Annotated in this window: 13 protein-coding genes; 5 read left to right on the forward strand and 8 right to left on the reverse strand. The window is 56.4% G+C overall.

Going from position 1 to position 22,765, the window contains the following annotated elements:
* The first annotated feature begins 144 nt into the window (after positions 1–144).
* Complete coding sequence (recC, locus tag QT230_RS07605) at positions 145–3,744, forward strand: exodeoxyribonuclease V subunit gamma (protein WP_308320996.1); 3,600 nt, start codon at positions 145–147, stop codon at positions 3,742–3,744.
* Here recC and pncB read toward each other — a convergent pair.
* On the reverse strand, positions 3,741–4,922 hold the full coding sequence (pncB, locus tag QT230_RS07610) for a nicotinate phosphoribosyltransferase (protein ID WP_308320998.1): 1,182 nt from the start codon (positions 4,920–4,922) through the stop codon (positions 3,741–3,743). The two genes, recC and pncB, sit on opposite strands and share 4 nt — an antisense overlap.
* Positions 4,923–5,081: 159 nt before the next feature.
* On the opposite strand from pncB, the gene recB reads away from it, so the two are divergent.
* Together recB and recD are read left to right on the forward strand one after the other, a co-directional pair.
* Positions 5,082–8,936 carry an exodeoxyribonuclease V subunit beta gene (recB, locus tag QT230_RS07615; RefSeq protein WP_308321000.1) on the forward strand — a complete coding sequence of 1,285 codons (3,855 nt, stop codon included), beginning with the start codon at positions 5,082–5,084 and terminating at the stop codon, positions 8,934–8,936.
* A 32-nt stretch (positions 8,937–8,968) separates the two neighbouring features.
* Positions 8,969–11,230, forward strand: a complete 2,262-nt coding sequence (recD, locus tag QT230_RS07620) for an exodeoxyribonuclease V subunit alpha (protein WP_308321399.1) — start codon at positions 8,969–8,971, stop codon at positions 11,228–11,230.
* A gap of 239 nt (positions 11,231–11,469) precedes the next feature.
* Here the strand turns inward: recD and QT230_RS07625 are convergent, their stop codons facing one another.
* The 5 genes from QT230_RS07625 to QT230_RS07645 all read right to left on the reverse strand — a co-directional run bounded on the left by QT230_RS07625 (position 11,470) and on the right by QT230_RS07645 (position 18,943).
* A complete protein-coding gene (locus tag QT230_RS07625) occupies positions 11,470–13,311 on the reverse strand; it encodes a UvrD-helicase domain-containing protein (RefSeq protein WP_308321001.1) in 1,842 nt (613 codons plus the stop codon).
* Positions 13,304–15,382 (reverse strand): AAA family ATPase, encoded by a 2,079-nt coding sequence (locus QT230_RS07630; RefSeq protein ID WP_308321002.1) that lies wholly within the window; start codon positions 15,380–15,382, stop codon positions 13,304–13,306. The genes QT230_RS07625 and QT230_RS07630 overlap by 8 nt, the downstream gene beginning before the upstream one ends.
* A gap of 540 nt (positions 15,383–15,922) precedes the next feature.
* Positions 15,923–16,972: a DUF2235 domain-containing protein gene (locus QT230_RS07635; RefSeq protein ID WP_308321004.1), complete on the reverse strand. Its 1,050-nt coding sequence runs from the start codon at positions 16,970–16,972 to the stop codon at positions 15,923–15,925.
* 133 nt (positions 16,973–17,105) lie between these two features.
* On the reverse strand, positions 17,106–17,951 hold the full coding sequence (locus QT230_RS07640) for an SMP-30/gluconolactonase/LRE family protein (protein WP_308321005.1): 846 nt from the start codon (positions 17,949–17,951) through the stop codon (positions 17,106–17,108).
* Positions 17,948–18,943, reverse strand: a complete 996-nt coding sequence (locus QT230_RS07645) for an SDR family NAD(P)-dependent oxidoreductase (protein ID WP_308321007.1) — start codon at positions 18,941–18,943, stop codon at positions 17,948–17,950. Before QT230_RS07645 ends, QT230_RS07640 begins: the two co-directional genes overlap by 4 nt.
* Before the next feature lie 14 nt (positions 18,944–18,957).
* Here QT230_RS07645 and QT230_RS07650 point away from each other — a divergent pair, with 14 nt between their 5' ends.
* Positions 18,958–19,848 carry a LysR substrate-binding domain-containing protein gene (locus QT230_RS07650; RefSeq protein WP_308321008.1) on the forward strand — a complete coding sequence of 297 codons (891 nt, stop codon included), beginning with the start codon at positions 18,958–18,960 and terminating at the stop codon, positions 19,846–19,848.
* 20 nt (positions 19,849–19,868) lie between these two features.
* Positions 19,869–20,045 (forward strand): hypothetical protein, encoded by a 177-nt coding sequence (locus QT230_RS07655; RefSeq protein WP_308321010.1) that lies wholly within the window; start codon positions 19,869–19,871, stop codon positions 20,043–20,045.
* A 12-nt stretch (positions 20,046–20,057) separates the two neighbouring features.
* Here QT230_RS07655 and mmuM read toward each other — a convergent pair whose 3' ends face one another.
* The gene (gene mmuM / locus QT230_RS07660) at positions 20,058–21,017 is read right to left on the reverse strand and encodes a homocysteine S-methyltransferase (RefSeq protein ID WP_308321011.1); all 960 of its coding nucleotides are present in this window, start codon (positions 21,015–21,017) and stop codon (positions 20,058–20,060) included.
* Positions 21,014–22,468 (reverse strand): amino acid permease, encoded by a 1,455-nt coding sequence (locus QT230_RS07665; RefSeq protein WP_308321012.1) that lies wholly within the window; start codon positions 22,466–22,468, stop codon positions 21,014–21,016. The genes mmuM and QT230_RS07665 overlap by 4 nt, the downstream gene beginning before the upstream one ends.
* Between the last annotated feature and the right edge of the window lie 297 nt (positions 22,469–22,765).

The following is a 22,765-nucleotide window of genomic DNA, read 5'->3' on the forward strand; positions in this document are numbered from 1 at the left end:
TCACATATTCATCATAGCAGCTCTTATCTAGGATGCTAGGGATTCAAGCTTCAGAACTAAACTTATGGCACCATACACTTAGCCACCGCCTTAGCCGTGAAGGAATCATCCACTCCGCTGCTCACCCATTAGGAAACATCGCGCATGTCTGCAAACCCGCTGCTCTCACCAACGCCGTTAACGCCGGGCTTTATGGTGGTACACGCCAATCGCCTGGAAGATTTGCGCGGTTTGGCAGTGGAGTGGATGCAGCGACACCCGCTTTCGCCGCTTGAGAATGAGACCATTCTGGTGCAGAGCAACGGTATCGGGCAGTGGCTGAAACTGGCATTGGCAGAAGACCCGGCCCAAGGTGGAGCGGGCATAGCGGCGGCGCTGAACGTGACGCTGCCCGCACGCTTTCTATGGCAAGCCTACCGCACGGTGCTGACCCACACGACGGCAGACACCGAGGCAGTTCCCGAAACCTCGCCATTTGATAAATCGCGGCTGATATGGCGCCTACTACGCCTGCTGCCCAGCCTTGCCGAGCAGGAAGCCTTTGCGCCACTAGCGCGCTTTTTAGAGGTCGACCGCGACCAGCGCAAACACTATCAACTGGCCGAACGGCTAGCGGATCTGTTCGACCAGTATCAGGTCTACCGCGCCGACTGGCTGGACGCCTGGGCGAGAGGCAACGATGTACTCATCACCGCCCGTGGCGAAGCCCGCCCGCTGGAAGCACACCAGCTGTGGCAGCCCGCTTTATGGCGCGCACTGCGCGACGATGTGGCTAATACTCTAGGTGAGGCAGGCCTTAACAGCAGCCGCGCCCAGGTACACAGCCGTTTTTTGGACGCCGCCGTTCAGCTTGAAGGTCAGCAGTGCCCGTCCGGCCTACCCCGGCGGCTGATTATTTTCGGCATCTCATCGCTGCCGCAGCAAACGCTGGAAGCTTTGGCGGCGCTGTCGCGCTGCTGCCAAATTGTGCTCTGTGTGCACAACCCCTGCCAGTTCTACTGGGCAGATATTATCGAACACAAAGACCTGCTGCGCGCCAGCCGCTACCGCCAGCAACGCAAGGCAGGCATGCCCGATGCCTTGGATGTGTTGGGTACCGGTGACGCCAGCGATGCCCTGCACCTGCACGCCCAGCCACTGCTAGCAGCCTGGGGCAAGCAAGGGCGTGACTACCTGCGCCTGCTCGATGAGCACGATGATTCGGGCAACTACCAAACCCTGTTCGAGCAGCAAGCGCTCCGTATTGATATGTTTGAGCCGTTTAGCAGCGACGAACACAGTTGCCTACTCAGCCAGCTCCAAGATGATATCCGTGAGCTGCGCCCAGTCGCGGAAACTCAAACCCACTGGCCCGCGCTAGACCCGACCAGCGACGACTCTATCGTGTTTCATATCGCCCACGGCCCCCAACGGGAAGTGGAGATCCTTCACGATCAGCTGCTAGCCGCGTTCAGCGCCGATCCGGATCTGCGCCCCCGCGACATCATCGTCATGGTGCCGGATATCGACCGCTACGCGCCGCATATTGAAGCCGTATTCGGCCAGTACCGTTCCGCTTTCGGTAGCTATCACTCGAAACCCGACGACCCGCGCTACATTCCCTACACGCTTTCTGATCAGGCCAGCCGCCACCGCCTGCCGATGATGATCGCGCTGGAAAAACTGCTGCGCCTGCCGGAGCTGCGCCTCTCGGTGAGCGACCTGTTAGACCTGCTGGAAGTCCCCGCCCTGCGCAGCCGATTTGGCATTGATGAACACGACCTACCCACCCTTAGCCGCTGGATTGAGGGCGCGGGGATTCGCTGGGGGCTTAATGCCGAACAGCGCACCCGGCTGGATCTACCCGAAGGCCTCACCCAGAACACCTGGGCGTTTGGCCTGCGCCGCCTGCTGCTGGGGTATACGGTAGGCAGCGCCGAAGCCTGGCAGGGCATCGAGCCGTTTGACGATATTGGCGGGCTGGAAGCCTCACTAGCAGGGCCGCTGGCGAACCTGCTGGAGAAGTTGGAAAGCACCTGGGAGACCTTCTGCCAGCCTACCGACGCCGCCAGCTGGGTGGCCCGGCTGCGTGAACTGCTAGAGACCTACTTCCTCACCGACGACGCCCAAGAAAGCGTCATGCTCACCAAACTGGAGACAGCGCTACAGCAGCTGTTGGACAGCACCGAAGAGGCCGCGCTTTTTGATCCCCTGCCGCTCTCCATGGTGCGCGAACACTGGCTGGGGCAGATCGACGAGCACAGCCTTTCCCAGCGCTTCCTGGCTGGGGCAGTTAACTTCGCCACCTTAATGCCGATGCGCGCCATACCCTTCAAGCGGGTGTGCTTGCTGGGCATGAACGACGGCGAGTACCCGCGCTCCCAGCCGCCGCTGGATTTCGACCTGATGGGCAGCGACTACCGGCCCGGCGACCGCTCGCGGCGGGAAGACGACCGCTACCTGTTTCTTGAAGCGCTGCTCTCCGCCCGCCAACAGCTTTACATCAGTTGGGTGGGCCGCAGTCAGATCGACAACAACCCCATGCCGCCCTCGGTACTGGTCGGCCAGCTGCGCGACCACCTTGAAGCGGGCTGGCGCACGCAACACGGCGAGCCGCTGCTCGAGGCCCTGACCACCGAGCATCCGCTACAGCCGTTTAGTCGCCGCTACTTTACTCAACAAGCCAGCGACTCCCCCGCCCAGGCACGCCTATTCACATACGCCCACGAGTGGCACGCCCTGCACGCACCGCGAAGCGAAAGCTCCCAAGGTTCGCAGCCATCGAAGCTAAAACCGGACACCGAACAGCAGAGCACGTTAACCCTTGCCCAGCTAGGCAGCTTTCTGCGCGAACCGGCCAAAGCGTTTTTCAATCACCGCCTGGGCGTCTACTTCGAGCAGGAAGAACTCACCCAGCTGGACGTTGAGCCCTTCACTCTGGATGGGCTGCAGAACTGGCAGTTGCAGGATCAGTTAATCGCCGCCCAACGCCACGCCGTAGATAACGGCCAGCCGCGTATCGAAGCGCTGCACTTGGCACTGGAACGTTTTAAAGGTCAGGGCGTGCTGGCAGTGGGCGCCTTTGGCGAACGGATGCGCGAAGCACTGGCGGAGCCGATGGAGGCGCTGTTTGGTGCCTACGAAGAAGCCCTGCAAGAGTGGCCCCAAGTAGTGGCCGCACCTCAAGCAGTTTATGTGGAAGGAAGTGTTACGCTGGAAGATTGGTTGGGGGAGCTGCGCCAAGATGAGGCAGGCAATCACTGCCGCCTGCTACTGCTCAGCAGCAGCCTGGTCAGCCAGGGGCGTGGCCGCGGCCAATACCGTTGGCAGCACTTGCTGCGCCCCTGGGTCGCTCACTTAGCGGGCAATATTGAGCGGCCGATGACCACCCAGCTACTCTCAAAAGCAGGCCATGTACGGCTGGAGCCGCTAGAAGCCGACAATGCCCGCTACCAGCTAGAGGCGCTACTCAGCGCATGGTGTGATGGCATGCAGGCGCCGCTACCGCTGGCCCCCCAAGCCGCTTTCGCTTGGCTGGCCAAGTTGGGCACGCCAGAATCCGAGCCGGATAGCGACGCCTACGCCGCCGCCGAAACCGCCTACGAAGGCGGCCGTTTCCAAACCGGCGAAGTCGCCCAAAGCGCCTACCTCTCCCACCAGTGGCCCAGCTTTGAGCAGCTGTTTAGTGAGCGCGCCCTGGGCCACAGTTTCGCTACGCTGACCGAAGCGCTCTATGCGCCGCTGCATCGTTCAGTGAAGAGCTAGTCGCTCTTCTGATTCAGCGACAATACCCGCTTCGCCAGGGCGATCATTTCCGGATCGCCGGTGTTCTTTTCCGCCACATCGGAGAGTTTGATCACCGGAAGCCAGCCTTGTCCTTCTGGGCGCGCCTCGACCATTTTCACCACCATGTTCATCGGCTCGAAGCCCACATCGTTGGTGAAGTTGGTGCCAATACCAAACGCCATGCCGATGCGATCCTGGCAAAAGGCCTGGATACGCTCGACCCTCTCCGGCGTCAGCGCATCCGAGAAGATAATCGTCTTGCTCAACGGATTGATGCCCAGACGCTCATAGTGCGCGATGGTCTGGGAGGCAAACTCAAACGGATCACCACTATCGTGGCGAACACCATCGAACAACTTGGCGAACTTTTTATCGAAGCTGTCGAAAAAGGCTCGCGAGGTAAAGGTATCGGTCAAGGCAATGCCGAGATCACCACGATACACATCCACCCAATGCTCAAGCGCGAGGCTATTGGCCATTTTGAAACCAAAGCGCGCACCGTGGAACATAAACCACTCGTGAGCGTGGGTGCCGATCGGCTTAACGCCGTGGCGCATGGCCAGCAGCACATTGCTGGTGCCGCTGAATGCCTCGCCGCCATAATGCCCAAGCGCGCCCACCACGCGGTCTTGAACATCATACGAGAAGCGTCGACGAGTACCGAACTCGGCAATCTTCAACCCTAAGCGGCGATAAAGCTCGATCTTCTCCTGAGCGCGCTGCTCAATCTGCGCATCGGCCTCCGGCGTGATCGAAATGTCGCGCAGCTGATACCAAAGCTCGCTGATCAACGCCATCAGCGGCACCTCCCAGAGAATGGTGCGATACCACGGCCCTTCGATAATCACCGAAAGCTCGCTTCCCTGCTGCTCGATAATCACTTCGCTGGGGTTGTAGTGAAACCCGGCGAGGAAATCGAGATAGGTAGGGTCGAGATAAGGACAGGTGTTTTCGAGATAGCGCTTTTCATCATCGCCCAGGCGAAGTTCCGCCATCTTATCGACTTCGCGACGAAGCTCAGCGCCGAAGCCATCAGGAAACGCATGCTCGCCACGATTGATAAAGGCGTAGCGCGCATGGGCATAGGGAAAGCGTTTGATCACGGCGTTCTGCATCGTGATCTTGTAGAAGTCATTATCCAGCAGCGATGTCAGCATGAGATCCCATCGTTAGAGTGAACCGAAGCCGCCGGTAGCGTAAACTCATTGCACCAAGTGTGGCTCGGCGACAAGATTATCAGGTGGCGGGGCTCTCATACAGTCTAGGCCCCATGTTGGGCCGATTTGCTTTCTATTGTCTGCTACTGGAGTTCAGTGATGAGCCAGCCCGCCCCACTCAATCCATTGAGCCTCCCGCTCCACGGCAGCCGGTTGATAGAGGCAAGCGCAGGCACCGGTAAAACCTTCACCATCGCACTGCTCTACGTGCGCTTGGTACTCGGCGGTCACAGTACGGAAGACGACACGGCCTTTGTGCGCCCGCTCACCCCGCCGGAAATTCTGGTCGTTACCTTTACCAACGCCGCCACCCAAGAGCTACGCGAACGGATCCGCAACCGGCTGGTAGAAGCAGCAGAAGTGTTTCGTAAGGGGCCAGACGCGAAGGAAGCAGGTCACGGAGAGGGTCTTTTGCCAGGGATGGCAAAAGTAGCGCCCAAGGATGGGTTCACAGCGCCCTCGCAGTGGCCTGCTTCCGAGCCTGCGGACGATCCGTTGCTCCTAGAACTCCGCGACCAATATGCCCCCGCCACCTGGCCCGCCTGCTCGCGGCGCTTGGCCCTGGCCGCTGAATGGATGGACGAAGCCGCGGTTTCCACCATCCATAGCTGGTGCTACCGCATGCTGCGCGAACACGCCTTCGATAGCGGCAGCCTGTTCTCGCTCAATCTAGAGAACGACCAGCGCGAGCTTGAACAGGAAGTGGTGCGCGACTACTGGCGCAGCTTCTACTACCCGCTGGACAGCGACGCGCTAGGCATTGTCACCCGCTACTGGAAATCCCCGGACGACCTGCACGCCCCGTTGCAACGGCTGCTGCCCGAAAGCGAAGCGCTGGGCGGCGCAAAGCCCGCACCCAGCGAAACTCTGGCCGCCACCCAGGCCGAACGCAGCGCCCAGCTTAGCGAACTCAAAGCCCCCTGGCCCGCCTGGCTGGACGAACTGGTACCCGCCCTGGAAGAGGCCGCCAAAAGCAAAGCCTTCAAAGGCCAAAGCTTCAACGCCAAAAGCCGCGCCAACTGGCTAGGCGCCCTGCGCGAATGGTGCGAAAGCGATGCTGACCGCCCCGCACTCACCGACGCCGCCTGGAAACGCATGACGCCGGATGGCATGGCCGATATCTGGAAAGACGGCGCGCCACCCTGCCCGCAAGTTTGGCAAGCGCTGGCGCAACTACCACAAGTGTTGGATGCCCTGCCCGAGCCCCGCAACGACCTGCTGATTCACGCCGTGCAGTGGTGCCGCGCCCGGCTGGAGCGCGAACAAGAGCGCCGCGCCGAAATGGGCCCCAACGACCTGCTCACCCATTTAGATCGCGCCCTAAAAGGCCCCAACAGAGACGCCCTGGCGGCGCAGATCCAGCGCCAGTTCCCTGTGGCACTGATCGACGAGTTCCAAGACACCGACCCGATCCAGTACCGCATTTTTAACGCCGTGTATGACGTCGCCACGCCCCGTCGCGATAGCGCCATTCTACTGATCGGCGACCCCAAGCAGGCCATCTACGCCTTTCGCGGTGCGGATATCTTCACCTACCTGCAGGCCCGCCACGACACCGATGGCCGCCACGTCACGCTAGGCACCAACTTCCGCTCCAGCAAAGCGATGGTAAATGCGGTCAACCACTGCTTTAGCTATGCCGATAAGCACGACGCCGGGGCCTTTCTGTTCCGCGCTGATGGTGGCAACAACCCGCTGCCGTTTAACCCCGTCAACGCCAAAGGCACCAAGGACTCGTTGGTACTCAACGGCCAACCGCTACCGGCGATGACCCTATGGCCCCTGGAAAGCGACGAGCCGCTCTCCAAAACCGCCTACCAAACCGAAATGGCCGAGCGCTTCGCCTCACAGATGGCCGCGCTATTGGAAGCAGGCCGCGAGTTGCAGGCGGGCTTTGCACCCGTTGTTGAACCTGGGGACGATAACGGAGAGCAATCGCTCACTCCGCTGGCCCCCTCGGATATGGCCGTGCTGGTCAACGGCCTGCAGGAAGCCCGGGCGATTCGCTTGGCGCTGGCCAGCCGGGGCATCAAGAGCGTGTACCTTTCCGATCACGACAAGGTGTTTAGCTCCCCCATCGCCCCGCAGCTGGCTATTTGGCTACGCGCCTGCGCCGAGCCCCAGGCCAACTCCCGTCAAGCGGAGGCCAAGCTACGTGCCGCCCTGGCCACGCCGGTGATTGGGCTCAGCCTTGAAGAGCTCGACCACCTCAACCAGAGCGAGCTGGCCTGGGAAGCGCGGGTTGAGCAGTTCAGCGACTACCACCGCTTGTGGCAGCGCCAAGGCGTACTGCCACTGGTGCGCCGCCTGATGGTCGATTTTGATATCGCCGCCCGGCTGCTGGCCGAATTTGCCGAGGGTGAGCGTTTGCTAACCGACCTGCTCCACCTGGGCGAAATGCTTCAGCACGCCAGCCAAGAGCTGGATGGCGAACACGCGCTGATTCGCTTTCTGGCCGAGGCGATTGCCGACCCGGACAGCCACGGCGACAGCCACAAGCTGCGCCTGGAGAGCGACGCCGATCTGGTCAAGGTCGTCACCATCCACAAATCCAAGGGGCTGGAGTACCCGCTGGTGTTCCTGCCGTTTATCGCCAACCACCGCCCGGTCAGCGACAGCGACCTACCGCTACGCTGGCATGACAGCGAAGGCAAGCTGCAACTCAGCCTAAGCGCAGATGAAGCCACGCTGGCCACCGCCGACCGCGAACGCCTGGGCGAAGACCTGCGCAAGCTCTACGTCGCGCTCACCCGCGCCCGCCACGCCACCTGGCTGGGGCTGGCCCCGCTAAAAGGCAGCGAGAACAGCGCCATCGGCCACCTGATCAACGGCGGCAAGGCCATCGCCCCCAGCGGGTTTACCCAAGCGCTAGGCGAGCTAGTAAAAGGCAGCGATATCGCGCTAAACCCCGCCCCGGAACCCACTGCACTGCGCTTTACCCCCGCGCCAGAACAGCAGGCGCTAGGGCTGGCCCGCACCCCGCTGCGCCCCGCCCGAGAGCAGTGGTGGATCGCCAGCTACTCGGCGCTGCGCACCTCGGGGGCCATCTCCGGCGCGATACCGACAGCACAGCCAACACCCACGCCGGAACCCACCACGCCCCAGGAAGCCACCACCCTGGAAGTGCTGGACGAGCCCCACGATAACGCCATCAACACCGAAGCGTTTCACCTGCACCGCTTTCCGCGTGGCCCCGGCCCCGGCACCTTTCTGCACGGGCTGTTAGAGTGGGCAGGCCAGCTAGGCTTTAACAAAGCGTTGGAAGACCCCGCCGCACGAGAAGATATGCTGCGTCGGCGCGTGCAGCTACGCGGCTGGCAGGCATGGCACGATACGCTGGCGGGCTGGTTTGAAGAGCTGCTCAATGTCCCTCTTCCCCTGCCTTCGTCAAAGCCACTTTCACAACCTGGTGAAAGCGACCAAGTGGCGCTAAGCGAACTAGGCAGCTACCAAGTAGAGCTGGAGTTCTGGTTTGCCGCCCATCAGGTGGGAACGCGCAAGTTGGATGAGCTGGTAAGTGACCACTTACTGCCTGGGGTATCGCGCCCCGCGTTGGATGCCGACACCCTCAATGGCATGCTCAAAGGCTTTATCGATTTGGCCTTCGAGCATGAAGGCCGCTTCTACGTGCTCGACTGGAAATCCAACTACCTGGGCAGCGACGACAGCGCCTACACCACGGAAGCCCTGCGCAACGCCATGCTCGAAAAGCGCTACGACCTGCAAGCAGCACTCTACCTTCTCGCGCTGCATCGGCTGCTCAAAGCGCGCCTGCCCGACTACGACCCGCACCAGCATTTGGGCGGTTCGATGACGGTATTTCTGCGCGGCAGCCGCACCGCCGCCCGCGGAGTACACGCCGTGCCCGCTCCGGTCACGCTGATTGAAGCGCTGGATGCCCTCTTTACAGGCACAGCGGCAGATGCAGCAGCCAATCAGGAGGTGGTGGTATGAGCAAGCGAGATACGGTTTCCAAGAACGGGCCTATGAATCTTGACCTGTTCGCCGATGACGCACCGCCCGCTGCGCCTGATTCAAGCGCATCAGCAACACCACCGACAGAATCAGCCGCCAGTGCCGCCCAGCCCCACCCCGCGCTGAGCGATACCGCCGCGCTGCTACAACTGTGTGAGCGCTGGGTTTCCCGTGGCTGGCTGCGGGATTTAGACCTGGCCCTGGTGCGCTTTTTTGAGCGCGAAAGCCAACACGCCCCGCCGCTGCTACTGCTGGGCGCAGCGCTAGCCAGCCACCAGCTTGGCCGTGGCCATGTCTGCCTGGATTTAGCCGCCACCCTGGAAGCCCCGGATTTTGCCCTTTCGCTACCGCCGGAAGGCGACGACCTCAACGACCCGCCGCCGCTGCCCAGCCATGTGCTGGCCACGCTAACGCTGCCCGAGTGGCAGGCTGCTCTAAACCACCCCACGCTGATCAGCGACGGCCCCGGCAATACGCCGCTGGTGGTGAGCCACAGCGGCAACACCAGCAAACTCTACCTGCGCCGCTACTGGCAGTTCGAGCAAACCCTGCACCAGGAAATTGCCAACCGGGTTAGTGCGGATAGCCCGTTGAACAGCTCGGCGAATAGCCCGCTACTAAAAAGCGCGTTAGAAACGTTATTCCCCGCCACCGACACATTGGATTGGCAAAAGAACGCCTGTGCCCTCGCCGCCCGCAGCCCGTTCGCAATCATCACCGGCGGCCCCGGCACCGGCAAAACCACCACCGTGGTGCGCCTGCTAGCCCTACTGCAAACCCTGCAGCTGGCAAAGCCCAACGCCCACCCGCTGCGCATTCGCCTGGCCGCGCCCACCGGCAAAGCCGCCGCCCGGCTAAATGAATCCATCGCCGGGCAGGTCAATGACCTGCCCACTAGCGGGTTAGCCTCTTTATTAGCTGAGCACTCAGCCGCTTCCTCATCAAGCGCAATAGACATTCCTACGGAAGTGACCACGCTTCACAGGCTGTTGGGCGCAAGGGCAGACACCCGTCACTTCCGCCACAACGCCGCCAACCCGCTAGCGCTGGATGTGCTGGTAGTGGATGAAGCCTCGATGGTGGATATCGAAATGATGACGGCGCTACTCAGCGCCCTGCCCGCCAGCGCCAAGCTGGTGCTACTGGGGGATAAAGACCAGTTGGCATCGGTAGAAGCAGGCGCCGTACTAGGCGACCTGTGCCGCCGCGCCGACGCCGCCCACTACACCCCCGCCACGGCACAGTGGCTGGCCGAACTCACTGACCACCCTCTGCCGGAAACATTAATCGACCCCAACGGCCAGCCGCTTGATCAAGCCATTACCATGCTGCGGGTAAGCCACCGTTTTAATGCCCAAAGCGGCATCGGCCAGCTCGCCCAGGCGATTAACCAGCCGTTAAGCGAGTCACTGAGTGAACGGAAGAAGCACCAAGCGGTGCATGGCGTGCTGAATAAAGGCTATGCCGACCTACACCACTTAGTTTTAAAGCCAGATGCACAAAACGAAGACAGCGCCCTAGAGCGCCTAGTCATCACCGGCAGCTCGGAACGTTTTCCCAACGCAGGCGAAAACCGCACCAACCACAAGGGCGAGCCAATAGCACCGCCCACCGGCTACCGTTACTACCTAAACACCTTAGCGAGTGAACGGCCCGATACGGCTTTAGCGTTTGAAGAGAACGGCGACGTTTACGATGCCTGGGCAAAACAAGTGCTAATCGCTTACAGTCGCTTTCAGCTGCTATGCGCACTGCGCAAAGGCCCATGGGGCGTAGAAGGATTAAACCTGCGCATCGCCAAAACACTACGCAGCGAAAAGCTGCTGTTCGGCAACGACCACACGCTGGAAAAAGGCTGGTTCGAAGGCCGCCCGGTGCTGGTCACCCAAAACGACTACGGCCTGAAACTGATGAACGGCGATATCGGCATCACAATGGCGGTGCCAGATCCCCGCACGCCTGGAAGGTCTCTTTTGCGCGTCGCTTTCCCAACCAGTGACGCAGAAAACCCCATCCACTGGGTGCTACCTTCCCGCCTGCACGCAGTAGAAACCGTGTTCGCGATGACGGTACACAAATCCCAAGGCTCAGAGTTTCAGCACACCGCCCTGCTGCTACCGCAAACGCCCAATCCCATTCTTACCCGAGAGTTAGTCTATACCGGCATCACCCGCGCCCGCGATTGGCTCACGGTGATCGAAGCTAAGCGCGGGATATTGAATGATGCGGTGACGCGGGAGGTTATGAGGGTTAGTGGGATGGGGAGATTGTGATCAAAGTCAACATTAACATTGGTGGTATCGGTTTTCGGCCAGAAGCGGTCTCTCGCCCCGCAAAGAGCATTTAGCCGATAGCGGGGCCCAAGTTGACACGACTGCTTCTATAGTTTGGTTATCTCCCAGTTAAAGAAGACGGCAGCCTAATTTCACAATTTAGCGTGAAGCGTCGGACACCTTCAGTTACACGCACAAAACGCCGAGCGTCGCGAATATCTTGGTTTTCACTCGGACTGCTAAATGTAAGAAATTTGTTCCTTTGTGAATAAGCCTCTTTCGATCAGCTCACATCCGGCCTTCTCTGGATCAAGAGAAAAGAATAGGATACGTAAATCTATTTCGGCCCGCGAAAAGCAAACATAAGCAAGTTTTCGGGTAAGCTCGGCTTGACGTTCGGTTGGCTCCCCGGCAGTGCCAGGTGTAAGTGTCTTCCCGAAGCTGTAGGTATTCCAAGAGGCTTCGACGTCGTCAATCATCACCAACACCTTTGGATATTCTTCGCCCTTGGAACCATGCTGAGTACTGAACGGGGAGTTTTCATCAAGAAAGTCAGCATATGGGGCGATTTCTCTACAATCCATCTTAAAAAACTCATCGGCCAACCAGTCTCCTTTGTCTCGCTGATGGTCCTCATTCTCTGCGTCAAAATCATCGCGCGCATCACGTTCTAGCTGTAAAGAAAGGCGGTCCGAAATCGAAAGTAAAGCGTGGCCCTCGCAGTATTTAAGAATTTCTTTGGTTGTCGCAACACCCCATAAGTCAGATAGTTGGCGAGAAACTTCTCTGGCCCGATTGAGCATTTGTTTGAGCGACTTTTCCTTGTTTGCGCCACTTGATGAGAACGCGGGACTTCCGTGTCGCAAGACATCGAGGACGCGCTTCGAATCCCCCCTGGTCGAGGAGGAAACCAAAGGATGAATTACTTCTAAAAAAGGCTTTAGAAGATAGTGTGTCCCGTCTTCGTAGTCGGATTGGGAGCGGGATGATGAGTAAACACCAGTGAACAATCGATGAAGTTTTGAGAAGTTCAGACGTCTTGCAATCATTTGCCTTGCCAAGAACAACTTTTTCACAGCTGGGTCGTTATTCCACTCCCAATTTTCCAGCGCTTGATGAAACATGCCGGACACGTGATCAAGCTGCTCTGGCGTGTATGTTCTTCTGATCCCCTCAGGATCTGGGGCCCGAGCGATAGTGATTTCAACACTACCCTCGACGTCCGCGTTCTTACCCGCAGGAAATTGCTCGACATCGCCCCTAAACTTATTGAGTAGGTTAATGACTGAGACAGAACATCGAAAATTTTCTCGCTTCGTTATAGGCACTGATCCTTCAGGCCCAGCGAAATATCCCGCGCGCTTGTCGTAAATCTGCTGCATAGGGTCGCCGAAATACCCTATGATTGGGAGCCCTTCCAAAGCGCAAACGGAATTTAGTGCAGTCATTACCTGTGGAAAGGTGTCTTGCGCTTCATCAACGAAAATATAGGGATACTTGAAGCCGAGACCTTTTTGAAGCATCGGTTTCGTTGCGATTAAGTGCGAAGCTACATCTATGACGTCATCGTGGTTGAGTAAGCATTTCGAGTAATCGCTTGCCGTCGTTTCTGCGTAATTCACAGGTGGGCTGTTCTCGATAAGTGCCGCGAGTTCAGATTGCAAACGCTTAACTTTTTTTCTTGCGGCAATCGCTCTTTGCGAATTCCCTCCATTATCGGCTTCTTGAGCCTTGTCGATATGGCCAGGAATAACATGCTCAACCAAAGCCTCTCTTAGAGGAGCCTGAAACCTGGAAACCTCTCCCCAGAGGAATCCATGAAGTGTCGTTACAAAGTAAAGCGCATCAAACCCCAAACGTGATGAAATTACCGCCACGGCCCGGTTGGTATAGGTGATACAAACCACTTTCTGTCCACGTTCCCTCAGTTGACTCCCTCGGGCACACCGGATTTTATTTAGGGCCTCGATCAATGACGTGGTCTTGCCTGACCCAGCACCGGCAATGACCGTAAAGGATGTATTTCCATCTATGCAACTGGCAATTTCGTTATCTGCTTCGGTTGGCTTAAGGTCAGGCATTCTGCTCTCCCTTAACCGGTTGGTCGTTTAAACGGCCTTCTAGCCAGCGCAACCCGACTGCTATGTACTGTGGAACCTTCCAAGGCACAGCACCTTCAACGTTTGAATCGCGGGCCAGAACATCCATCGCAAATTCAGTCTTCTTAAAGGTTGAACTCTTTATCCGCTTCCAGACAACGTCGTGAAACTCTGCAGCGTCAGCAGGTATTCTCTTACCAATCGACAGCGCTCCACTAGAGAAGAGTTCATGATTTTCATAAACAAAGGTCTCTTCGAGCGTCCTGCCGTGGAAGCTATGGACTGCACCACCATACTCGATCTCTAATTTTTTCTGGTAAGCGACGAATCGCATATTGTCGGCCTGGATATGATCTACGTCGGCTTTAGTGGTCAAATCAGACACAAGGTCACTACCGGCGAAGAAATACTTTATGGAAGCGTTCGATGTAACGGCTCCTGCTTCGGTTGCCTTACACCCCTTTCTATTGTCGGCCGGATTAACAGAATCGATATCGGTGATGATCAAATAGGGAACACCCAAAAAATCCATCAATTTAGAAAATCGCATACTGTATGCGCCGCCGACTTCCAAAACCGTGAGGTACTTCGAATTCAAACCACCCGCTGATAGATCAATCATTTTTGGTAAGAGCAATTTCTCAACGGCCCCTTCAACTAAAACGACGGCATCAGCAAAAAACAGATCGCAGTGTGTTAACCGGAGGTACTTTTTTAGAAAAGCCAGTGCTTCATCTGCAGATACCTCAATATTACCGACCTTGATTTCATCAGGTCGGAATTCCTTCAGGCTTTTGACAATCGATCCTGGGTATGTGCTTCCTGTACCTACGTCATTCAAATCAACGCGGCGGAAGTAGCGAATTTTTGAGAAATCCACCGCATCCAGAACGTGAGACGAGTGGGTTGTAACAGTAAGTTGTGGGCGCGATTCATCGGCACAGGCGCCTTGAGTGAGCACTTTCCACATCTGCTTAATAAATGTTTGTTGCACTTGCGCATGCAGGTGAACTTCGGGCTCTTCGACAAATATCATCTGACATAGAGGCCGATTTTCTTCGGTCGCAAGCCATTGTTTATAGAAATTGTCGATTTGAATTGCCATGAAGACAAGGTTCTTGAAGCCAAGGCCATTATAGGCCTCAGGCAGTTCATGACTGGACGATGCGTCTACATAGAAGAGCTCGGAGCTGCCTCGCAATGCAACTTCAGAGCTGAGCGTCGACACAACCTTCATTGCCCGATCATTGTGAGAGGGCAGTCCCAGGTCTTCAATGATACCCATTAAGGGTTGAAAGTGCTGTTGATAGTGATCGGTCAAATTCTGATTGTTCTGTTCGATCACTGCTACCGCTCCCTCGGCTGCTTCGGCTTGCTCCAGATTCCGTTGGTAGTATGCTGCAAATGCTTCTGAGAGCTTGTTGCTTCGCGTAGCATTTTCGTCGTCGATATTCCGCTGCGCATCAACAAAATCGACACGAAGCAATGAGCGAAGCGTCTTCTTCCCCTCGCTAGGATCAAGGGAGGTCGAAACGACGCCCGTGGCGCTATTATTCAGAGAGTAGTATTGCGTTTTGAAATGAGCCTTAAGATTCCCTTCTAGAGCGAGGAAATCTACCAGTGTCTTTTTGCGTCGCCCATCTGCTTTAACGGGAAATGTTTGATCATATTTAGCCCACAGCTCACCTGCATCCGCCACTTCAAGGGAACACCGAATACCAAGTTCAGTAAAGTCGCCGTCGAGGCCAGTTGCCAGAGCGAAAACTGTTCCAAACTCAATCGCGTCAGGATCAATATGAAACCAAAGATCAAGTTGGATGCATGGGAGGGGGGTAGGAGAATCTGGGTCGTATGCATTGATCGCTGTTAGGGAGCAGAGCGAGAAATCGTGAACCTTGAAGTCCCGACTGCTTAGAAAGCTCCTAATTGCAGCAGTTGCGGACGTCTTACCACTATTGTTAGGTCCTACAAAAACGGTTTCCTTTCCTTCAAAATCAATTGATATATCTTTTAAACGACGAAAATTCCGTATAGCAACCTTTTTAAGGTACATGAATCCCATCTCCAAGTTATGGCAAAATGGTAATTATTTTCGGTAAAATGCCAAACAGAACGTTCTTCACCTAGCTCGCGGAGTTCAACCGCATTGGTGGAGTCGCCCAGCAGAATGCCAGCAACCTGCACTTGCATGCGCTGTTGGTTAGGGTGAAGCGTTATGCGGGCATTCTGCATTGTATTGTCCCTGCGGCGTTTTTCGCTCTAATACTTCGAGACTAGCAGTTCATTTAGATTAAGCCTACTTTGAACACCTAGTTTTTAGTCGATAGTGGACACTTCGTGATCTAGGTCAGTCATTATGCTACTGCTTATGGCACCTTGGTTAACGTGACACAGCACTAAACTAGACTGCGTGCCATTAGCTTTCACGTTTAGCTCCCCTGCTGCGTTCCAGCCGCCACTGTTGCGGCAGGTTTGCCAGCCGCCCGTGCTGGAAACGTGTTTGGCGAGCAGTACCGGCAGTTAGTGGCGTTGGGCAGTGGCTGGGTGGTGCTGGTGAAAGGCTGCCTATGCCAATCAAAACTACCCGCCCCGCCTACTCCTCAGGTGGGGAAAGGGGGACATCAGTCAAGGTACGTGGCCGGTACTCACAAGCTGTATCGGCCCAGCGCTTCCAAACACTCTCATCGACTGAAATATTCACTGCTCGCTGCCCTGGCATTCCTTGCGCATATTGTCGGTAAAAACGGCCGTCAGTGGTGTTTCCAAGGCGTTTGTATCTGGCGTAGAACCCCTTCAGGAAATCAGAAAACGAGTCTTTTGGTGCTGTCTTCCAGGCATCCTCAACAACATCAAAGGGTGCCACTTTTAGGCCTGCTTTTTGCGCCTTGGCTAACATCCAGCTCAGCGATATATCGGCCAGTGTGTCGTCAGCGCCATAGCCGCCGCCTACATTGGCGTGGGCGCCGATAAACCAGCACTGCTCTACATCGCGATTGCCCGTTTTCTGCTTGCCATCCTTGCTTGTCCAGAGCGATACGTTATAGGTCGCTCTGTATTCGTCCAGCGCGACCGCTTGATAGGCATGATCGACAATGCTGGAAAGCTCGGTATCGTGCCAATCGTATTTGCTTTTGAACAGGTTGATTCCGGGCACGCCCAGCGCGCCAACGGTATCCCACACACCAATGAAATGAATCCTGGGCTGGCGGCTGAAGTTCTCCTTGAACCCTTTGCAAACGTCAGAATCGGGGTGCAAATCGCGGTTTCGATAAATACTTTCGGCCTTATCGAGCAACCCTGGCGTGACGACATGCACTAGCCCGCATTTACGAATCAGCCCCACCAGGCTTCTGGCGGTGTAGGCACCACGGCTAAACCCGAATATCCAGATTTCATCACCTTCACTGTAACGCCTTGCCAGCCAGTCATAGCCTTCCAGTAGGTTTGTGCTCAACCCATGACCGAAGGCTCCGCCGGTAAAGCGCTGAAATTTGGATGTCCCTACGCCGGGATCGTAATAGAACCGCTGCCGGATACCGTCATCGTCATCATGGATCAGCCGGGTAATACGATAAACATTGGTTTGGTCTTCAGGGTCGTTCCACGTCCCATCGAATAGCAGAATCAATTTTTGTTTTGTCATCGTGCCCCCACGATAATACACGCTTTTGAACAGTGCTCATGACCACTATATTAGAGGCAGATGATGCACGATGCTCTCTTGGGCAACGCGTACCTTCGACCTCCACATTATTTAATGAAGGTTAGTCGTAAATTCATCCCGTCACCTGTTGATAGTCAATTCGAAGCAGCGCCCCCGATGCGGGCGCTCTTGCTATCTCGCTTTTGGATAAACCAAGCCGTGCCGATGTAACGAAGAGATATTGCCCCGTATCATCAAAGGCACAGCTCGTAGGGCGTGGAACAGGAAGCGAAATCATGCAATCTATCTGCCCCTCTGGTGATATCCGCGCGATAGCAGCACCATCGAAGAGCACACTGAGTAAGAAGCCCTCTCGATCAACAGTCAGCCCATCAGGTTTGCCTTTATCTGGGCTGATGCTGATCAGAGAACGTCGATTTCTGACCTCACCCGACAAGAGGTCGTGATCATAGGCGTAAATGACGCCCTGCAGGGAGTCTGTCACATAGAGTGTTTTACTATCACGGCTCCAGTCAATTCCATTAATGAGCGTGAAACCAGAATCGATGGTGTGCCACGCACCCTCTGGATCGAGTCGGTAGAGATAGCCGGAGCCTTCCTTCAGCCCTTCGTTCATCAAGCCCACCCACAGGCGGCCGGATGGGTCGAGGCTAGCATCATTGAACCGATATCCTTCTTGGCCATGCGGCGCGGTCGCTATTAGCTGCCTTTCACCTGACCTACTGACCATTTCAACATCACAACCGGCTCCTATGAACCACTGGCCAGCCGGTGTCTCAGTGACAAAGCCCAACGGACTGGGCATCGCATGTACGACATTATGGCTCGTCACTGGGTCGAATACATTGAGCGAGGCTCCCAGAGTATCTACCCATAAAAGCCTAGCGGTGGATGTGCTCCAAACCGGCGACTCTCCCAACACCGCTTGGCTTGAAAATGCCACGATCACCTCGTTCATGATCGAGGTTCCACGTTAGAAACAGCGATTAGCGGCCAGTTTGCCGCTATCTCATCCGCTGTTGAGATATGCACTGCACGCAGGTCACGTGGATAGTCGACGCCCTTCGCTTCCATCGCCTTGGTAGCATGAAACTGCCCATTCGCGGCACGGAGTATCCAGCCACCTTCTTTGCATTGCGAAGATGCAAGATACGCAATGCCTGGCGCGACATCGATGGGACGCAGTTCATCGGGTTCACCCTCTATTCCCCACATGCGCGTCTTGGCAACGGGCGAAACCGCATTGACAATAATGCCGTCCTTCTCACCTTCAGAAGCAAGCACATTCATAAGCCCCACCACCGCCATCTTGGCGGCCGCGTAAGAGGCGAGCCCGCTCTGAACATATTGGGGGTAGAGCGCCCGGCAGGAAGTGGTCATGACGATGCGGCCATAGCCCGCTGCTTTCATTACAGGCCAAGCTGCCTGTGCGAGCCAGAGAGGAGCCTTGGCGGCGATGGACATCATTTGGTCAAAGGCGCTTTCCTCTACTGCTTCAATGCCTTCGTAGGCTACCCACCCTGCATTATGAATCAGCGCATCCAATCGGCCATTGATTGTTAGAGCACTGCGCACCAGTGCATGGCAGCCTGCACGCGTTCCAATATCCGCCGATACTGCTCTTGCATCGAGACCTTCCAACCGAAGTTTTTCTGCTGCAAGCTCCGCAATCTGTGGATCCTCTCCATTACCATCCGAATCGGCACCGTTATCCTGGATCAGAACTGTCGCACCAAGTCGTGCAACGTATTGGGCATACGCAAAACCAAGCCCGCGACCTGCTCCGGTAATAAGAACTACCTGCCCTTCAAAGCTCACCATTTCACGCTCCGTCTTTTCTGTGAACACGAGTAGGAAGTATGAAATGGGCAAAGTAATATATAAAATACTAATAATATCAATGCTTGATACATTTTTAATATCATTAGAGTATTGAATTGCTAATGACATATCGGAGTTGCCGCATGACGCCAGACATCAAAGCCCGTATCACCTTGCGCGCAATGGAACAATTCGTGGCTGTGGCGGAAGAGTTGCACTTCCACCGTGCTGCGGCGCGTTTGAATATGTCGCAGCCCCCTCTTACTAGTGCGATCAGAAAGCTGGAGGGTGATATCAATGTAACCCTGATTGAACGTGGCAACCGCGTTCTTGGCTTAACCCCTGCGGGAAAGAGATTTCTTAATGAAGCATACGGAACCCTTCGGCGTGCGGAAGAAGCCATCACCGCGACGCAAGATGTCGCAGCAGGAAAAACAGGTTTAGTTCGCCTGGGCTATGTGGGAAGTTCGCTTTATGGACGGTTACCGGATGTCATTCGTGAATTTCGGACAAGCCATCCACATGTCCGTCTTGAGCTACGTGAAGCGACAACCGCCGCCCAGGTTGAGGCATTGCGAGGCGGAACGCTGGACGTGGGTGTGTTGATCCCACCGCTTGTAAATGCTGAAGATATCGAGCAGACAAGTTTCGATAGTGATCGATTATGCATGGCTATTTCGAAAGATAATGCCCTTAGTAAGCGGTCAGACTTAGCGCTTGGCGACTTCTCTGACGAACCGTTCATTCTCTGGCCGATGGTGGAAGGCCGTGGTTTTCATCTTCAGGTTATTCGTCTTTGCGCGAATGCGGGCTTTGTACCCAGAGTGATGCAAGAGGCGCACGGAATGCATGCTGTACTGTCTCTTGTAGCAGTCGGAGGCGGTGTCTCCATTGTTCCCGAAAGCATGAGTGGCTTTCAGGCAGACCGGATCAGTTATCGTCCGTTAACGGGTTCCGAGCCTCAATTCGATCTCGTGTTAGGTCACCGCCATTTGTCTCCCTCAGCGGAGGCTTTCATCCGTACGGCTGGATGACAGCACTCAAACGATAAGCCGTGGATCGTATTGTGACCATCATTCAAGCGAATCCGAACAAAGAGCGCATTGATAAGGTCATTACGCGCTGGATCAAACGTCACCTACAACAGCTCGGAGCTGAGGTGAGTCTGGAGCAGCTAAATGAGATGCCCTTCAAAGAAATAGATAAGTTACGAGCAGAGACTCAGCATTAAAGCCTAACTAAACTAGTGCGACCGCCGCCACTCGGCTAGCGCCTGAATATCCTCCGGTGTGGTCCGGCAGCATCCACCAATACCTGATGCGCCTGCCTTCAGCCAGTGCTCAACTCCTTGTGCCAGCCCGGAAAGATCGGCAGCGGTATGATCGCATTGGGCCGGGTGCCAGGTTTTGGTTACCGCGTCGTACACCTCACCTGAGTTGGGGTAGACCAACACCGGCAGGTCGCACTCACGTCGGATTTCCTGAATCAATGATTCGATGTGTGCAAACGCCGTGCAATTCACACCGATTGCCGCTACGCCTGGGCAGTTGGCCAGGGCGGCGGCACATTCTGCGATAGGCGTACCGTCGCTGATGTATTGGCCATCCTTCGCCGAGAAGGTTATCCAGGCCTGGGCGCCTGGGTTTTCAGCCAACAAATCGGTGATCGCCAGCGCTTCCTCCAATGAGGGCAAGGTCTCAGCAGCCAGTAGATCCGCCCCCGCCGCCAGCAGCAGCTCAAACCGCTCGCGGTGAAACTCAACCAGTCCAGCGCGATCCAGGTCATAGCCGCCGCGGTATTCACTGCCGTCTGCTAGGTAGGCGCCATACGGGCCAACGGATGCGGCTACCAGTGGTTTGGGACGGTCGGTTTGCCCTGGCTGCCACACCGCATCGCGGGCCTGCTGCGCCAGCGTGACCGACAGCTGAATCAACGCCCGCGCCTCTTCTGCCGTTAGCCCTGTCTGCATAAAGCCGGGCACCGTGGCTTGATAGCTGGCGGTAATCGCACAGTCGGCCCCGGCGCCAAAGTAGGCCTGATGAACCTGACGAATCTTCTCCGGCGCCTGGGCCAGCAAGCGCGCCGACCACAAATTGTCATTGAGGTCGCAGCCCAGCGCTTCAAGCTCGGTGGCCAAAGCACCGTCGATGACCATAAAGGGCACGTCGGCTAAGAGGGCCTTGATCGGATTTAACTCATTCATACGGTCTTTTCCTCAACAGCGTTGGGCGAATATTCAGAACGTTGGGAGGCCGAACGGTGGCGCACAAAGTGCACCAGGTAGCACAGGCCAATAAAAGGCACACCGAAATAGAGCGCTACACGTTGTTGCGGGTCAAAGGCGATGCCGATACACGCCGCCAAACAGGCTGCAAACGCAATAATCGGCACCCAGGGATAGAACGGCGTGCGATAGACCAGATCCTTCAATTGCCCTCCTTCACGCAGGTAGTGGCGGCGGAAGTTGAACTGGCTGAGTGCAATTGCCATCCAGACCACGACCACGGCTAAACCGGAAATCGAGACCAATACCAGATAGACGGTTTCAGGGGCATACACGCTGGAGAACAGAGCGCCCAAGCCGCCGACCATGCTGAGTAGCAGGGCGTTCATCGGGATACCCCGCTTATTGAGACGGCCAAGCGACTTGGGCAACGTGCCCTGGTCAGCGAGCGTCCACAGCATGCGCGACGAAGCGTAAAGCCCGGAATTGGCCGCCGACAGCAGCGCGGTAATGATGACAAAATTCATGATATCGGCAGCGCCCGGCACCCCAAGGCGCTGGAATACGGCCACAAAGGGGCTTTGACTAAGACTGGCCTGATCTTGAGGTAACAGCGCCGCAATCACGACGATGGTGCCGACAAAAAACAGGATCAACCGCCATAGTGTCGCGCGGATTGCCTTGGGCACATTGCGGGCTGGATCCACCGTTTCTCCGGCGGCGATCCCGATCAGTTCGGTGCCAGAAAACGCAAACATCACTGCCAGTAAGGCGGTACCAATGGCTAGCAGGTTGGGCGGCATGGCGCCCTCTCCCCATAGAGCCGATAGCCCCGGCGAGGCGACCTCGGTGCCCGCGGCATCATGCAGCGGTACCCAGCCAATAATCGCCACGGCGCCCACCAGCACAAACACCACCACTGCGATCACTTTGATCAGTGAGAGCCAGAATTCAGACTCGGCAAAGAAGCGCGAGGTAAACGCATTAACGCCAAAGACAATCGCCGCAAACAAGCCGCTCCAGTACCAGCCGGGGATGTCGGGAAACCAGCGCCCCATAAAGACCGCCGCCGCAGTAAATTCCGAACCTAGCGCCACCGTCCAGGTAAGCCAGTACATCCAGGCCACCATATAACCGGTGCCGGGGCCGATATAGCGGCTGGCATGGGCGCTGAAGGCACCTGAATTCGGCATATGCACCGCCAGCTCACCCAGGCACATCATCACCAGCCAGGCAACAATGCCACCTACCAGATAGGCCAACACCGCGCCAATAGGCCCGGCTTGCTGCACGGTATAACCGGAACTCAAAAACAGCCCGGTGCCAATCACGCCCCCTAAAGAGAGCATCACCAAATGGCGCGTCTGCATACTGCGCTTGAAGTGCGCACGCTCTTGAGAAGGATCTTGATCGCTTGCTGGCTCACTCATGGGGACATCCCTATCTGCGGCCTAACAAGGGAGAAGACACCCAGCGGCCCGGCTCAGAAAGGGCGCCATTTTAGTGCATACTTAACTTAACAAAAAGCATAAAAGAGAAATTTGATATTCTTATTTTGAATATGCGATCTAGCATGGGTGATAAGGGTTGGAAGTATCAAATGCAGGTCACGGCTGACGCCTACCCGCCAGCAATTACTTGTCCGTGCACAGCTATTTATTATTTGAGATGCTGTTTATTGCGATGCGGAGCGCCTCGAAGATAAACACTGATTCACGCTTCCCCAA

This window comes from Halomonas sp. SpR8 (assembly GCF_031010195.1).
In the GTDB taxonomy this organism is placed as follows: domain Bacteria; phylum Pseudomonadota; class Gammaproteobacteria; order Pseudomonadales; family Halomonadaceae; genus Vreelandella.